Genomic DNA, 15,110 nt, shown 5'->3' on the forward strand with positions numbered 1-15,110 from the left:
CGTTAGCGGGCGGAAGCTCTGCACTTGCTTCAAGGGAACGCCATAGGCCGGCAGGACGTGGTCGCGGCCCGCGCCGCTCCTACCCTGCGACAGGACGCCGCTTGGATGGACGGTGTCGGCGTTGTTGTTTCGGCGGGTCTCGGGGTCGCGACGGACGTCGCTCCTACGGAGGCGGCGGCGGCGATTAAGGTCCGGAATCGAAACAGGCGCTGGAGTTAATGGCCTGGGATTAAGTGCAGGGTATGAAGTCGCTAAAACGCGCACAAAGAAAAACGCCGCAACCTGATGGTTGCGGCGTTTTAGGGTAAAGCCCCTGGCGATGACCTACTCTTGCATGGCTTAGGCCACACTACCATCGGCGCATGTGCGTTTCACTTCCGAGTTCGGGATGGGATCGGGTGGTTCCACACAGCTATTATCACCAGGGAGAGGGTGGAGGGTCGCAGGCTTCGGTGTATTGAAGTAGCGCACACGCTCTCGTTGGGTTGCTTCAGACGGGATGGACTCCGTCATCGGCGAATAAGTTGGAATGTAGCGAACAGTATTTGGAAGAAACGTCTTGAACGTGTCAATGAAGCCAAGGCAACTTGAGGTTATATGGTCAAGCCACACGGATCATTAGTACAGGTTAGCTCAATGCGTTGCCGCACTTACACACCCTGCCTATCAACCACCTAGTCTTGATGGTTCCTTTAGGGGACTTAAAGTCCCGGGAGATCTCATCTTGAGGCGCGCTTCCCGCTTAGATGCTTTCAGCGGTTATCGCTTCCGAACATAGCTACCCGGCAGTGCCACTGGCGTGACAACCGGAACACCAGAGGTTCGTCCACTCCGGTCCTCTCGTACTAGGAGCAGCCCCTCTCAAATCTCCAACGCCCACGACAGATAGGGACCGAACTGTCTCACGACGTTCTGAACCCAGCTCGCGTACCACTTTAAATGGCGAACAGCCATACCCTTGGGACCGACTACAGCCCCAGGATGTGATGAGCCGACATCGAGGTGCCAAACACCGCCGTCGATATGAACTCTTGGGCGGTATCAGCCTGTTATCCCCGGAGTACCTTTTATCCGTTGAGCGATGGCCCTTCCATACAGAACCACCGGATCACTAAGACCTACTTTCGTACCTGCTTGATCCGTCGATCTTGCAGTCAAGCACGCTTATGCCTTTGCACACAGTGCGCGATGTCCGACCGCGCTGAGCGTACCTTCGTGCTCCTCCGTTACACTTTGGGAGGAGACCGCCCCAGTCAAACTACCCACCATACACGGTCCCCGACCCGGATTACGGGCCTAGGTTAGAACGTCAAGCACGACAGGGTGGTATTTCAAGGATGGCTCCACCACAGCTAGCGCCATGGTTTCATAGCCTCCCACCTATCCTACACAGACGAACTCAACGTTCAGTGTAAAGCTATAGTAAAGGTTCACGGGGTCTTTCCGTCTTGCCGCGGGAACGCTGCATCTTCACAGCGATTTCAATTTCACTGAGTCTCGGGTGGAGACAGCGCCGCTGTCGTTACGCCATTCGTGCAGGTCGGAACTTACCCGACAAGGAATTTCGCTACCTTAGGACCGTTATAGTTACGGCCGCCGTTTACTGGGGCTTCGATCAAGAGCTTCGCCTTGCGGCTGACCCCATCAATTAACCTTCCAGCACCGGGCAGGCGTCACACCCTATACGTCCACTTTCGTGTTTGCAGAGTGCTGTGTTTTTGATAAACAGTCGCAGCGGCCTGGTCACTGCGGCCCCTCCCAGCTATTCACCAGAAAGGGCGCACCTTCTCCCGAAGTTACGGTGCTATTTTGCCTAGTTCCTTCACCCGAGTTCTCTCAAGCGCCTTAGAATTCTCATCCTGCCCACCTGTGTCGGTTTACGGTACGGTCTGCGTAAGCTGAAGCTTAGGAGCTTTTCCTGGAAGCGTGATATCAGCAGCCTAGTCCAAAAGGACCGGTCCTTAGTCTCAACGTTGCCCCCCCGGATTTGCCTAAGGGGACCGCCTCAACTCTCTCACCAGGACAACCAACGCCTGGCCTGCTTAACCTTCTCCGTCCCTCCATCGCACTTACGCGAGGTGCAGGAATATTAACCTGCTTCCCATCGACTACGCATTTCTGCCTCGCCTTAGGGGCCGACTCACCCTGCGTCGATTAACGTTGCGCAAGGAAACCTTGGGCTTTCGGCGTGCGGGCTTTTCACCCGCATTATCGTTACTCATGTCAGCATTCGCACTTCCGATACCTCCAGCGGACTTCTCAATCCACCTTCAACGGCTTACGGAACGCTCCTCTACCGCGCATCACAAAGTGATGCACCCCAAGCTTCGGTTTATCGCTTAGCCCCGTTAAATCTTCCGCGCAGACCGACTCGACCAGTGAGCTATTACGCTTTCTTTAAAGGGTGGCTGCTTCTAAGCCAACCTCCTGGCTGTCTGTGCCTTTCCACATCGTTCACCACTTAGCGATAAATTTGGGACCTTAGCTGTGGGTCTGGGTTGTTTCCCTTTTCACGACGGACGTTAGCACCCGCCGTGTGTCTCCCGGATAGTACGTACTGGTATTCGGAGTTTGCCATGGTTTGGTAAGTCGCAATGACCCCCTAGCCATAACAGTGCTCTACCCCCAGTAGTATTCGTCCGAGGCGCTACCTAAATAGCTTTCGAGGAGAACCAGCTATCTCCGGGTTCGATTAGCTTTTCACTCCTAATCACACCTCATCCCCTACCTTTGCAACGGGAGTGGGTTCGGGCCTCCAGTTGATGTTACTCAACCTTCACCCTGGGCATGACTAGATCACCCGGTTTCGGGTCTACTGCCCGCGACTATGCGCCCTTATCAGACTCGGTTTCCCTTCGCCTCCCCTATACGGTTAAGCTTGCCACGAACAGTAAGTCGCTGACCCATTATACAAAAGGTACGCAGTCACTCCTTGCGGAGCTCCTACTGCTTGTACGCACACGGTTTCAGGGTCTATTTCACTCCCTTCACCAGGGTTCTTTTCGCCTTTCCCTCACGGTACTGGTTCACTATCGGTCGGTCAGGAGTATTTAGCCTTGGAGGATGGTCCCCCCATGTTCAGACAGGGTTTCTCGTGCCCCGCCCTACTCGATTTCATCGCATCAGCCCCTTCGCATACAGGGCTGTCACCTTCTATGGCCGAGCTTTCCAACTCGTTTTGCTGAAGCTGATGCAACTTAAGGGCTAGTCCCCGTTCGCTCGTCACTACTTAGGGAATCTCGGTTGATTTCTTTTCCTCCGGGTACTTAGATATTTCAGTTCTCCGGGTTCGCTTCCAGCAGCTATGTATTCACTGCAGGATACCTATTGCTAGGTGGGTTTCCCCATTCGGACATCGCGGGATCAATGCTTATTGCCAGCTCCCCCGCGCTTTTCGCAGGCTGTCACGTCCTTCATCGCCTCTGACCGCCAAGGCATCCACCGTGTGCGCTTATTCGCTTGACCATATAACCCCAAGTTGCCTCAGGATTATTGATTTACGAACAAATCAACAACTTCAAATGTTAGGGCCTCTTGGGCCCCGCCTTAGCCTCACGACACGTTTGGACATTCCGTCTCAAAACGCTCGCTACATTCCAGTTTTTCAAAGAACACTTCAAAGGCTTCAGCGCCTTCGAAGTTTCAAATCTTTATGTGTGCGCAGTTCAGAGTTTTGTCTCGCTCCAGCTTTCGCCAGGGTGGTGGGTCTGGGAGGACTCGAACCACCGGCCTCACCCTTATCAGGGGTGCGCTCTAACCACCTGAGCTACAGACCCAATTCGTCCCTAAGGACTACTTACTGGCTAGGTGGTGGAGCTTGTCGGGATCGAACCGACGACCCCCTGCTTGCAAAGCAGGTGCTCTCCCAGCTGAGCTAAAGCCCCATCGAAACGGGACGACTCCTCGATCACCCCAAGGCGATCGGGAACTCTGAAATGCAGGTCACTTGTGCGGACGTCTGGACAGGCAATTAACTGTCTTTTTGTCTCTAAAGGAGGTGATCCAGCCGCACCTTCCGATACGGCTACCTTGTTACGACTTCACCCCAGTCATCGGCCACACCGTGGCAAGCGCCCTCCCGAAGGTTAAGCTACCTGCTTCTGGTGCAACAAACTCCCATGGTGTGACGGGCGGTGTGTACAAGGCCCGGGAACGTATTCACCGCAGCAATGCTGATCTGCGATTACTAGCGATTCCGACTTCACGGAGTCGAGTTGCAGACTCCGATCCGGACTGAGATAGGGTTTCTGGGATTGGCTTGCCCTCGCGGGTTTGCAGCCCTCTGTCCCTACCATTGTAGTACGTGTGTAGCCCTGGTCGTAAGGGCCATGATGACTTGACGTCATCCCCACCTTCCTCCGGTTTGTCACCGGCGGTCTCCTTAGAGTTCCCACCATTACGTGCTGGCAACTAAGGACAAGGGTTGCGCTCGTTGCGGGACTTAACCCAACATCTCACGACACGAGCTGACGACAGCCATGCAGCACCTGTCTCACGGTTCCCGAAGGCACCAATCCATCTCTGGAAAGTTCCGTGGATGTCAAGACCAGGTAAGGTTCTTCGCGTTGCATCGAATTAAACCACATACTCCACCGCTTGTGCGGGCCCCCGTCAATTCCTTTGAGTTTCAGTCTTGCGACCGTACTTCCCAGGCGGCGAACTTAACGCGTTAGCTTCGATACTGAGAGCCAAGTTGCTCCCAACATCCAGTTCGCATCGTTTAGGGCGTGGACTACCAGGGTATCTAATCCTGTTTGCTCCCCACGCTTTCGTGCCTCAGTGTCAGTGCTGGTCCAGGTAGTCGCCTTCGCCACAGATGTTCCTCCCGATATCTACGCATTTCACTGCTACACCGGGAATTCCACTACCCTCTACCGCACTCTAGTAAGCCAGTTTCCAATGCCATTCCCAGGTTGAGCCCAGGGCTTTCACATCAGACTTAACAAACCACCTACGCACGCTTTACGCCCAGTAATTCCGAGTAACGCTTGCACCCTTCGTATTACCGCGGCTGCTGGCACGAAGTTAGCCGGTGCTTATTCTTCCGGTACCGTCATGACCTCGGGGTATTAACCCGAAGCTTTTCTTTCCGGACAAAAGTGCTTTACAACCCGAAGGCCTTCTTCACACACGCGGCATGGCTGGATCAGGCTTGCGCCCATTGTCCAATATTCCCCACTGCTGCCTCCCGTAGGAGTCTGGACCGTGTCTCAGTTCCAGTGTGGCTGATCATCCTCTCAGACCAGCTACGGATCGTCGCCTTGGTGGGCCTTTACCCCGCCAACTAGCTAATCCGACGTCGGCTCATCTATCTGCGCGAAGCCCGAAGGTCCTCCGCTTTCACCCGTAGGTCGTATGCGGTATTAGCGTAAGTTTCCCTACGTTATCCCCCACAAATAGGCAGATTCCGACGTATTCCTCACCCGTCCGCCACTCGCCACCCAAGGAGCAAGCTCCTCTGTGCTGCCGTTCGACTTGCATGTGTTAGGCCTGCCGCCAGCGTTCACTCTGAGCCAGGATCAAACTCTTCACTTAAATGTTTCGATTCCAGCCTTGCGGCTTTCATCAATGCTTTGAGTGCAGACTTCGCCCCAGGCCCTCATTACTCAATTACTCGCATTTGCATGCTTTCTTCAATCATTTGGACTCTGTTACGAACGTCTGCAAGATGGACAATCATCCACCCGCCAGACGCCCGCACAAGTCACCTGCGCACACTGTCAAAGATCGTCGAAACCGGCCTCAGCGCCTTGTTTCGTGCTCGTCACCGAAGTGCCCGAGCGAGCCGCACACTATACAGCAGTTTTCGTGAACGTCAACACCTGTCCGCGAAACTTTTTTGCTGCTTCCCGACTCGTCGTCCGCTTCGTTTTCCGAAGCTTCCGTCTCACCGGGCCGCGCATCTTACAGCATGTTTTCGACTCGTCAACACTTATCGAAACCGCCATTTTCTGCGCACCGCCAACCTCACAAACCGGTCAGCGGGCCGCGCATCTTACAGCAATGTTTCAGACCGTCAACACCTGTCGAAACCGCCCTTTCTGCGCGTCCCCGCCAATCGATACATCCGGTCAGCGGGGCCGCGCATTATGCATACATGAATACGCATTGGGAAGAGGATCACGAAAAGAATTTCACAGCGCTCGCATTGACGCGCGCCGGCCGCTTCGATGATGTTCGAGGCATTCTCTAACCGCAGGGATGAGCGCTATGTCGACGCTACGTGCAGCGATCGTTTGCCTGGGCCTGCTCCTCTCAGGCTGCGCATCCAATGACGGCGAATCCTGGGTCGAACTCGCTGGTCGCCGCTATACGGTGGAAGTCGCCGCCGACGATGAATCCAGGGCGCGCGGGCTGATGTTCCGCGACGAGATGGCCGCCGACCGGGGCATGGTGTTCGTCCACGACGGCGAACAGGCGCTGGCCTACTGGATGAAGAACACCCGGATCCCTCTCGACATCCTCTACTTCGATGCCCGCGGGCGGCTGGTGTCGCAACGCCGCGACGTGCCGCCGTGCTCGGCCGGCGATGCCTGCCCGCCGTATCCGAGCGATGCGCCGGCGAAGTATGTGCTCGAGCTCAATGCCGGCCAGGCGGCTCAATTGAACCTGCGCGACGGTGCCGCGCTGCAGTTCGGGCCGGGGATCCAATAAAGACGGGCGGTGGGATCACGCCGGCCTGGGCAGGCCCCGCGATGCGGGATACCTATGTCGGGCGCCTTCACGCAGGGAAAGACACCCAAGAAGCGAGCCAAACCGGCCGGAGCCGGCCATCCGCCGGGACGAAACGCCCGCGCAGCGGCGCTTCAGACTTCCATCATCTCGAAATCGTCCTTGGTCACCCCGCAATCCGGGCAGGTCCAGGTGTCCGGCACGTCCGCCCAGCGCGTTCCCGGGGCCAGGCCCTCTTCCGGCAGCCCCTGGGCTTCGTCGTAAATGAAGCCGCACACGACGCACATCCAGGTGCGGTAGGCGGTGGTCGCGGCGATCTCGGACATGGGCGGATAATGCGGGGATTGCGGGACGCGCATTGTCACACCCCGCCCTCCCCGACGGAAGCCGACGCATGAATTCTCCTTGGCCGCGCCGCGGCCTGTACGCGATCACGCCCGACGAAGCCGACACCGGTCGTTTGTCGGCCCGGGTCGACGCCGTGTTGGCCGCCGGGGCCCAGTGGCTGCAATACCGGAACAAGTCCGCCGACGACGCCCTGCGCCGGCAGCAGGCCTTGGCCCTGCTGGCGATATGCCGGCGCCATCGCGTGCCGCTGATCGTCAACGACGACTGGCGTTTGGCCGCCGAAATCGGCGCCGACGGCGCGCACCTGGGCGAAGACGACGGCCAACTCAGCGCGGCCCGCGCCGCGCTCGGCCCCGATGCGATCCTCGGCGCCTCTTGTTACGACGATATCGAACTCGCCCGCAGCGCCGCCGCCCAGGGCGCCGGCTACGTCGCTTTCGGCGCCTTCTTCCCCTCGCCGACCAAACCGCATGCGCGGCGGGCCTCGCCGCAGTTGCTGACGCAGGCGGCGGCGCTGAACCTGCCGCGGGTGGCCATCGGCGGCATCACCCCGGACAATGCGCGCTCGCTCGTCGATGCCGGCGCCGATTTGCTGGCGGTCATCAGCGGCGTGTTCGATGCGCCCGACCCGGCCGCTGCGGTGCGCGCCTACCTTTCCTGTTTCGAAGAAGCCCCCCATGAATAACACCCGCTCCCACGAGCTGTTCACCCGCGCCTCCGAACTGCTGCCCGGCGGCGTCAATTCGCCGGTGCGCGCCTTCAAGTCGGTCGGCGGCGAACCGTTCTTCGCCGAACGCGCCCAAGGCGCTCATCTGTACGACGTCGACGGCAACCGCTATATCGACTACGTCGGCTCCTGGGGCCCGATGATCGCCGGTCATGCGCATCCGCAGGTGTTGGCCGCGGTCGCCGAGACCATGCGTCACGGTCTCAGTTTCGGCGTGCCTAACGCGCTCGAGGTGACGATGGCCGAGGCGATCACCCGCATCGTGCCGAGCTGCGAGATGGTGCGCATGGTCAATTCGGGCACCGAAGCGACGTTGTCGGCAATCCGGGTGGCGCGCGGCGCGACCGGGCGCAGCCGCATCGTCAAGTTCGAGGGTTGCTATCACGGCCACGGCGACAGCTTCCTGGTCAAGGCCGGCAGCGGCGCACTGACCCTGGGCCTGCCGAACTCGCCGGGCGTGCCGTCGGCACTGGCCGACCTGACCCTGACCCTGCCCTATAACGACTTCGACGCCGCGACCGCCCTGTTCGACGAAGTCGGCGACGAGATCGCCGGCTTGATCATCGAGCCGATCGTCGGCAACGCCAACTGCATCCTGCCGCGCGAGGGCTATCTGCAGCATCTGCGCGAGCTGTGCACGAAGCACGGCGCGCTGTTGATCTTCGACGAAGTCATGACCGGCTTCCGCGTCGCGCTCGGCGGCGCGCAGCAGCGTTACGGCATCGTTCCGGACCTGAGCACCTTCGGCAAGATCATCGGCGGCGGCATGCCGGTCGGCGCCTACGGCGGTCGCCGCGACCTGATGAGCCAAGTCGCGCCGAGCGGCCCGATCTATCAGGCCGGTACGCTCAGCGGCAATCCGGTCGCAATGGCTGCGGGCCTGGCGACCCTGGAGCTGATCCAGGCGCCGGGCTTCCACGATGCCCTGGAACGCAGCACCCATGCGCTCTGCGATGGTCTGGAAAGCGCGGCGAAAGCCGCTGGAATCGCCTTCCACACCACCCGTGCGCCGGGCATGTTCGGCCTGTATTTCCGCGAAGGTCCGGTCGAAAGCTTCGCCGATGCCCTCGGCTCGGACACCCAGCGCTTCAACCGTTTCTTCCACGGCATGCTCGAACGCGGCGTGTATCTGGCGCCATCGGCGTTCGAGGCCGGCTTCGTGTCGAGTGCGCACGGCGAGGCGGAAATCGCCGAGACCATCGAAGCGGCGCGGGCGACGTTCGCTACGTTGTAAGGCGTCCGCTCGCGGGCTGAGGCAAGAGCAAATCCCCCCTGCCCCCCTTCTTAAAAGGGGGGAACGGCACGGGATGTGGGCGAGTTGCGGTTAGTGCCATTCGCCGCCGCGAACGCGCAAACAAAAGGCCGGCGAATTCGCCGGCCTTTTGTTCTTCATGGCGATTAGAAGGTAAACGTAGCGCTCAGGCCGATGTTGCGCCGGGCGCCGAACCAGCAGTCGCCGCGGCCCATGCAGATGCTGAAATAGCGCTTGTCGGTCAGGTTGTTGACGTTAAGCGCCCAGCGCCATGCGCCGGTGTCGAACGACACCATCGCGTCGGCCAGCGTCACCGAAGGCGTGGTCGGCGCCGGCAAACTGTCGAACGCGCTCATGTAACGCAGGCCCAAACCGGCGGCGAAACCGTCGCGCCCCCTGATGCTGAAACGCTGCTTGCCCCACACCGCCGCCTGGTGGCGCGGCGTGGCTTCGAGCTGCTTGTCGTTGTCGAGATAGTTGTAGTGCGCGGTGATGTCGAAGCTGGAAGTCACCCTGCCGGTGAGTTCGAGCTCGAACCCGCTGACCTTGGTCTTGCCGGCCTGCACATTGGTGTTGTGGTTGGCCGGATCGGGCACCAAGCGGTTCTCTTCGCGCAATTCATAGGTTGCGGCGCTGAAACTCAGATCGCGGCCGGCCGGCTCGAACTTGAGGCCGGCTTCGATCTGCTCGCCCTTCTGCGGCTTGTAGCGCACGCCGGTGAGGGCATTGGTGCCGGCCACCGGGGTGAAGGACTCGCTGTAACTCACATACGGCGACCAGCCGGCCCAGTCGTGGAACATCACGCCCAGGCGCTTGGTAGTGGCATTGGAGGTCTCGTCGGCGGCGCCGACCAGCCCGCTCTTGGCGCGATCGTGGCGCAGGCCGGCGACGACGATCCAGTGATCGCCGATGCGCATCTGGTCCTGCAGATACGCGCCGACCTGGCGCTGGCTGCTCTTCACCGCCGGGCCGAACGGCGGCGGCGTGTACGGCGTGTAGACGGGGCGGTAGATGTCGATCGGCGGCACCGTGCCGCCGCGCGAGGGCGAGCCGTCGAACAGTTGCGCTTCCTCCTGCTTGAATCGCACTGCGTCCAGGCCGAGCAGCATCTGATGCTCGATCGCGCCGGTCTTGAAGCGGCCTTCGACGTGCTGATCGAGGTTCTGCATCCGCACCCGGTTGTGGGCGAACCAACCTTCGCGATTGATGACGCGTTGCTCGGCATCGATGAAGGGATTCAGCGGCGCGCTGAAGGGATCGCCGTAAAGGCTGGCGTAATCGACCTTGTTGCGCGCGGCGCGGAACGACTGGCGGACGGTCCAGTTGTCGTTGAAACGATGCTCGAACAGCCAGCCCGCACTGGTGCGATCGGTGTCGTAATGATCGCCGGGATTGCCGATGAAGCGGTTGGCCGGGACGCGCCCGTTCGGGTTCGGCGCCAACAGGCCGCTCCAGCCGAAGAACTGCGAAGTCGAACCGGTGCGGTCCTGCTGCCAGCGCAGTTGCAGCGTCAGCGAGGTGTCTTCGCTCGGCTTCCAGGTCAGCGAGGGGGCGATCAGGCGGCGGTCGTCGTCGACGTGGTCGACCTGGGTTTCGCTGTCGCGGTAGACGCCGACGATGCGATACAGCCAGGTGCCGTCGGCGGTCAGGGGCCCGGTAAAGTCGGCGTTGACCTGGCGGCGGTCGAAGCTGCCCAGTTGCACGCCGATTTCGCGCTGCGCCTGCGCCTGCGGACGCTTGCTGACCAAATTGATCACGCCGGCCGTGCTGCCCTGCCCGAACAGCATCGAGGACGGGCCGCGCAACACTTCGATGCGCTCGAGCATGTAGGGATCGGTGCGCGCGGAGCTGGTGTAGTAGTTGAAGTTGCTGCGCAGGCCGTCGAGATATTCTTGCGGCGAGCTGCCGCGGATCAAGGTCCAATCGCCGCGCGAGTCCAGGCCGTACGCGTCCGAGCGCACGCCGGCGGCGTAGTTCAATGCGTCCTGCACGTTCAAGGCGCCCTGGTCGGTCATGCGCTCGCGGGTAACCACGGTGATCGCTTGCGGAGTCTCCGAGATCGGCGTGTCGGTCTTGGTCGCGGTGCTGGCGCTGCCGGCCTTGTAGCCGATGGACGCGCCTTGGACGACGATGTGGTCGAGCGTCTTGGCTTGGTCGGCGGCGGCATCCGGGCCTTCGGCCAGGGCCGGAAAGCTCAGGCAAAAACCAATGGCCAGGGCGAGGGGCGCCGGGACGTGACGGCTGCAGGGCATGCGGGGACTCCGGGGTCTAAAGCAAACGAGAATTATTATCGTTTAGTGAAGAACCGTAAAGACCTGCCCCTACCGGAGCGCCTGCGAAGGCGATACCGGCGCGGTTTCCATGAGGTAAGCGCTAGAGATAGCGGGCGATGCGCTCGGCCAACCGGTCCAGCACGGCGCGATCGGCAGGTGCCGGCAAGCCGTCTCGGTACAGGCGCAAGATGCCGTCGTGCTCGCGGCGCGGCTGCACGTGCAGATGCACGTGCGGCACTTCCTGGCCGCCGGCCTCGCCGTTGGATTGCCACAGATTGAGCCCGGCGGGCCGGTCTTGCGCCGCCAGGGCCTTGGCGATGCGCACCGCGATCGCCATCAGATGGCCGGCGGTGGCTTCGTCGAGGGCGTAGATGTCCTCGATGTGCCGGCGCGGCACCACCAGGACATGGCCTTCGACCGCCTGGCGCAAGTCCATGAAGGCCACCGCGACCTCGTCCTCGTACACCCGGCTCGCCGGCGCGCGGCCGGCGAGGATGGCGCAGAAGATGCAATCGCTCATCGCGCCCAAAGTCAGCGCCCGGCTCAGCGCCCGAGGAACTGCAGCAAGGCAGCGCGCAGGCGCGCGAGCCCGTCGGCAACGTCTTCGTCGCCGATGTTCAGCGCGGGCACGAAACGCAGCACGTCCGGCCCGGCCTGCAACACCAGCAGGCCGTGCTCGATGCAGCGGTCGAGGATCTCGCCGGCCTTGCCGGCGTGTTCGGGACGCAACTGCGCGCCGATCATCAGGCCGCGTCCGCGCACTTCGGAGAACAAGCCGAGTTCGCTGTCGAGCGCGGCGAGGCCGGCACGGATCGCCTGCGCCTGGCGTTCGACGTTGGCCATCAGCTGCGGCGAGTTCAACTCGCGCAACGCAGCGCCCGCGACCGCCGCGGCCAACGGATTGCCGCCAAAGGTGGTGCCGTGGGCGCCGAACTGCATCGACTGCGCGGCCTTCGGCCCGACCAGCATGGCGCCGATCGGAAAACCGCTGCCGAGTGCCTTGGCCAGCGTCACCACGTCGGGCACGACCTCGTAGCCGTGGCAGGCGAACAGACGCCCGCTGCGGCCCATGCCGCACTGGATCTCGTCGAGGATCAACAGCGCTTCGTGGCGGTCGCACAGATCTCGCAGACCGCTCAGGAACTCCTGCGTGGCCGGCGTTACCCCGCCCTCGCCCTGGACCGGTTCGACCAGCACCGCGCAGACGTCGCCCGCGGCCATCGCCGCTTCGGCCGCGGCCAGATCGTTGAAATCGCTGTAGCGGAAGCCCGGCGGCAGCGGCTCGAAACCTTCGTGGTACTTCGGCTGCGCGGTCGCGGTGACCGCGGCCAGGGTGCGGCCGTGAAAGCTGCCGCGGAAACTCAGGATCACCCGGCGCTCGGGCTCGCGGCCCTGCGCGGTCGCCCACTTGCGCGCGAGCTTGATCGCCGCCTCGTTGGCTTCGGCGCCGGAGTTGCACAGGAACACGCGTTCGGCGAAACCGGCGGCGGACACGAGCTGCTCGGCCAGGCGCAGCGGCGGCTCGCTGATGAACACGTTGCTGGTATGCCAGAGCTTGCCGGCCTGTTCGGTCAGCGCCTGGATCAGCGCCGGATGCGCATGGCCGAGCGCGTTGACCGCGATGCCGGCGCCGAAGTCGACGTACTCGCGCCCGTCCAGGTCCCACACGCGCGAGCCCTTGCCGTGATCGAGCACGATCCGGCGCGGGCGGTAGACGGGCAGGTAATAGCGCTCGGAGAGGGCGTAGAGCGAGGCGGTATCCATGCGGGCGGCGGTCGCGATCGAGGAAGAAGAACCGACATTGTCGCGCATCGTGCCGGCGGCTGCAGCGGCGCGGGGGCAAGACCGCGCGGGCGTTCGGCGGCTGCGCGCCGGCCGGATCGAACCGCCGACGGACTGGCGCCGGCCGCGCCGGGCCATCTCCGTCGCGGTGCCGAAGGCGCCGATCGCGGCACCCCGACACGCTCGCGGCACTTCCCTCCCGCGCGGTTCGCGCCGACCCTGACCGACGCGTCGGCGCTGCGATGGCGCGTCGCCGGACATTCCATGTTCTTCTTCGATGAGGAAACGTCATGAGTTCACGCCGTAGCCGCACCGTTCGCCTGCTTCCCGCCGTGCTCGCCGTGGTCCTGGCCCAGGCCGGCGCCGCGCCGCCTAAGATCGCGATCACCGAAACCGCCGCCTTCGATGCCGCCTCGGTGCCCGCCTTCACCGGCGACTACGCCGATGTCTATGCGCACCTGGAAAAACAGCGTGCGGCCGACCTCGCCCAGTTGCAGCGCTGGGTCAGGCAGCCCTCGATCAGCGCCCAGGACAAGGGCATCGACGCCATGGCCGAACTGCTGCGCGGCGACCTGCAGGCGCTCGGCTTCCGCGATACCGCGCTGGTGCCGACCTCCGGCCACCCCGGTGTCTACGGCTATTACGAGGCCGGCGCCGAACACACACTGGTGGTCTACATGATGTACGACGTGCAGCCGATCGAACCCACCGGCTGGAAGGTCGACGCCTTCGACGGCGCCCTCGTCGACGACCCCAAGCTCGGCAAGGTGCTGATGGCGCGCGGCGCGACCAACCAGAAGGGCCCGCAACGCGCCTTCCTCAATGCGCTCGACGCAGTGATCCAGGTGCGCGGAAAACCGCCGGTGAACCTGATCGTGCTGGCCGAAGGCGAGGAAGAACTGGGCTCGCCGCATTACCCCGAAGTCGTCGCCAAATACGAGGCGCAACTGCGCAAGGCCGACGGCGTGTTCTTCCCGATGAACACCCAGGACCGCGACGGCGAAGCCTCGATGTTCCTCGGAGTGAAAGGCATCCTCTACCTCGAGCTGGAAGCCAAGGGCAATGCCAAGACCGGCGGCCCGCAGAAAAGCGAGGTGCACGGCTCGCTCGCGGCCAAGCTCGACTCGCCGAGCTGGCGCCTGGTGCAGGCCCTGGCGACATTGACCACGCCCGACGGCGAGATCGCCGTGCCCGGCTATCGCGATGCTATCCGCGCACCGAACGTCGAAGAACAGCGTTTGTTCAACGGCCTGGTAGCCAAGCGCGCCGGCGACACCCAGAAGCAACTCGATGCTTTCGCCGCGGCGCGCTGGAAGAACGGCCGCAACGACCGCGACGCCAGCGCCGCGGAATTGTTCGACACCACCCTCAACATCGACGGCCTGGTCGCGGGCTACACAGGCGAAGGCGTCAAGACCATCCTGCCGCACCGCGCCGTGGCCAAGGTCGATTCGCGCCTGGTGCCCGACCAGACCCCCGACGAAGCCGTGGCACTGATCCGCAAACAACTCGACGCCAAGGGCTTCGACGACATCGAGATCCGCAAGCTGTCCGGCTACCCGCCGGCGCAGACCTCGGTCGAAGCCCCGTTGACGCGCGCCGCGATCGGCACCTACCGCAAGCACGGCTTCGCCCCGCCGGTCGCCCCGCGCATCGGCGGCAGCGCCCCCTACTACGTCTTCACCCAGACCCTGGGCCTGCCGATGATCGCTGGCGGCCTGGGCCACGGTAGCGGCGCCCATGCGCCGAACGAATACATGGTGATCGAACCCCTGAAGGGCTCGAAGATCGCCGGCCTGGTGCAGGCCGAACAGTTCTATGTCGATCTGTTGTATTCGCTGGCTGATGCGTTGAAGCAACCGAAGTGAAGTAGTGAGTCGGGTGGCTTCGCACGGGAGCCCGAGGCAGCGATGGTCTGCCGTTGCCGTTGCTGTGAAGATGTTGCTGTTGCTGTTGCTGTTGCTGTGCGCAGCTTGGCACTAGCGAAGGCAATCGAAGACCCGAAGGGCGGCGCGCAGGGATGCGCGCCGTTTTTCATCGGGACAGGGATGTCCCG

Annotated in this window: 8 protein-coding genes, 2 tRNA genes and 3 rRNA genes; 4 read left to right on the forward strand and 9 right to left on the reverse strand. The window is 62.3% G+C overall.

Features of this window, described 5'->3' with window-relative positions; all coding sequences use genetic code 11:
* Positions 1–311: 311 nt before the first annotated feature.
* The 5 genes from rrf to ACTJJK_RS22085 form a co-directional block, all read right to left on the reverse strand.
* Positions 312–426, reverse strand: a 5S ribosomal RNA gene (rrf, locus tag ACTJJK_RS22065).
* A gap of 171 nt (positions 427–597) precedes the next feature.
* Positions 598–3,465: ribosomal RNA gene (locus tag ACTJJK_RS22070) — 23S ribosomal RNA — on the reverse strand.
* A gap of 234 nt (positions 3,466–3,699) precedes the next feature.
* Positions 3,700–3,776 (reverse strand) — tRNA-Ile (locus ACTJJK_RS22075).
* A 32-nt stretch (positions 3,777–3,808) separates the two neighbouring features.
* A tRNA-Ala gene (locus ACTJJK_RS22080) sits at positions 3,809–3,884 on the reverse strand.
* Positions 3,885–3,990: 106 nt separating this feature from the next.
* Positions 3,991–5,535, reverse strand: a 16S ribosomal RNA gene (locus tag ACTJJK_RS22085).
* The 16S, 23S and 5S rRNA genes sit together here with 2 tRNA genes alongside, the layout of an rRNA operon.
* 675 nt (positions 5,536–6,210) lie before the next feature.
* Between ACTJJK_RS22085 and ACTJJK_RS22090 the strand changes: the two genes are divergently transcribed.
* The gene (locus ACTJJK_RS22090) at positions 6,211–6,654 is read left to right on the forward strand and encodes a DUF192 domain-containing protein (protein ID WP_440731263.1); all 444 of its coding nucleotides are present in this window, start codon (positions 6,211–6,213) and stop codon (positions 6,652–6,654) included.
* A 152-nt stretch (positions 6,655–6,806) separates the two neighbouring features.
* Here ACTJJK_RS22090 and ACTJJK_RS22095 read toward each other — a convergent pair whose 3' ends face one another.
* A complete protein-coding gene (locus ACTJJK_RS22095; RefSeq protein ID WP_031374068.1) occupies positions 6,807–6,998 on the reverse strand; it encodes a rubredoxin in 192 nt (63 codons plus the stop codon).
* 68 nt (positions 6,999–7,066) lie between these two features.
* Here ACTJJK_RS22095 and thiE point away from each other — a divergent pair, with 68 nt between their 5' ends.
* Both thiE and hemL read left to right on the forward strand, forming a co-directional pair.
* Positions 7,067–7,705, forward strand: a complete 639-nt coding sequence (gene thiE / locus ACTJJK_RS22100; protein ID WP_440731264.1) for a thiamine phosphate synthase — start codon at positions 7,067–7,069, stop codon at positions 7,703–7,705.
* Positions 7,698–8,981 (forward strand): glutamate-1-semialdehyde 2,1-aminomutase, encoded by a 1,284-nt coding sequence (hemL, locus tag ACTJJK_RS22105; protein WP_440731265.1) that lies wholly within the window; start codon positions 7,698–7,700, stop codon positions 8,979–8,981. Before thiE ends, hemL begins: the two co-directional genes overlap by 8 nt.
* Before the next feature lie 164 nt (positions 8,982–9,145).
* On the opposite strand, the gene ACTJJK_RS22110 is transcribed toward hemL, so the two are convergent.
* The 3 genes from ACTJJK_RS22110 to ACTJJK_RS22120 form a co-directional block, all read right to left on the reverse strand.
* Positions 9,146–11,251 carry a TonB-dependent siderophore receptor gene (locus ACTJJK_RS22110; RefSeq protein WP_440731266.1) on the reverse strand — a complete coding sequence of 702 codons (2,106 nt, stop codon included), beginning with the start codon at positions 11,249–11,251 and terminating at the stop codon, positions 9,146–9,148.
* 121 nt (positions 11,252–11,372) lie between these two features.
* Positions 11,373–11,792 (reverse strand): HIT family protein, encoded by a 420-nt coding sequence (locus tag ACTJJK_RS22115; protein ID WP_031374064.1) that lies wholly within the window; start codon positions 11,790–11,792, stop codon positions 11,373–11,375.
* A 23-nt stretch (positions 11,793–11,815) separates the two neighbouring features.
* Positions 11,816–13,036 (reverse strand): acetylornithine/succinyldiaminopimelate transaminase, encoded by a 1,221-nt coding sequence (locus ACTJJK_RS22120; RefSeq protein ID WP_031374063.1) that lies wholly within the window; start codon positions 13,034–13,036, stop codon positions 11,816–11,818.
* Positions 13,037–13,344: 308 nt separating this feature from the next.
* Between ACTJJK_RS22120 and ACTJJK_RS22125 the strand changes: the two genes are divergently transcribed.
* Complete coding sequence (locus ACTJJK_RS22125) at positions 13,345–14,922, forward strand: M20/M25/M40 family metallo-hydrolase (protein WP_440731267.1); 1,578 nt, start codon at positions 13,345–13,347, stop codon at positions 14,920–14,922.
* Positions 14,923–15,110 lie beyond the last annotated feature (188 nt).

The organism is Lysobacter sp. 22409, assembly GCF_052045105.1.
Taxonomy (GTDB): domain Bacteria; phylum Pseudomonadota; class Gammaproteobacteria; order Xanthomonadales; family Xanthomonadaceae; genus Lysobacter; species Lysobacter antibioticus_B.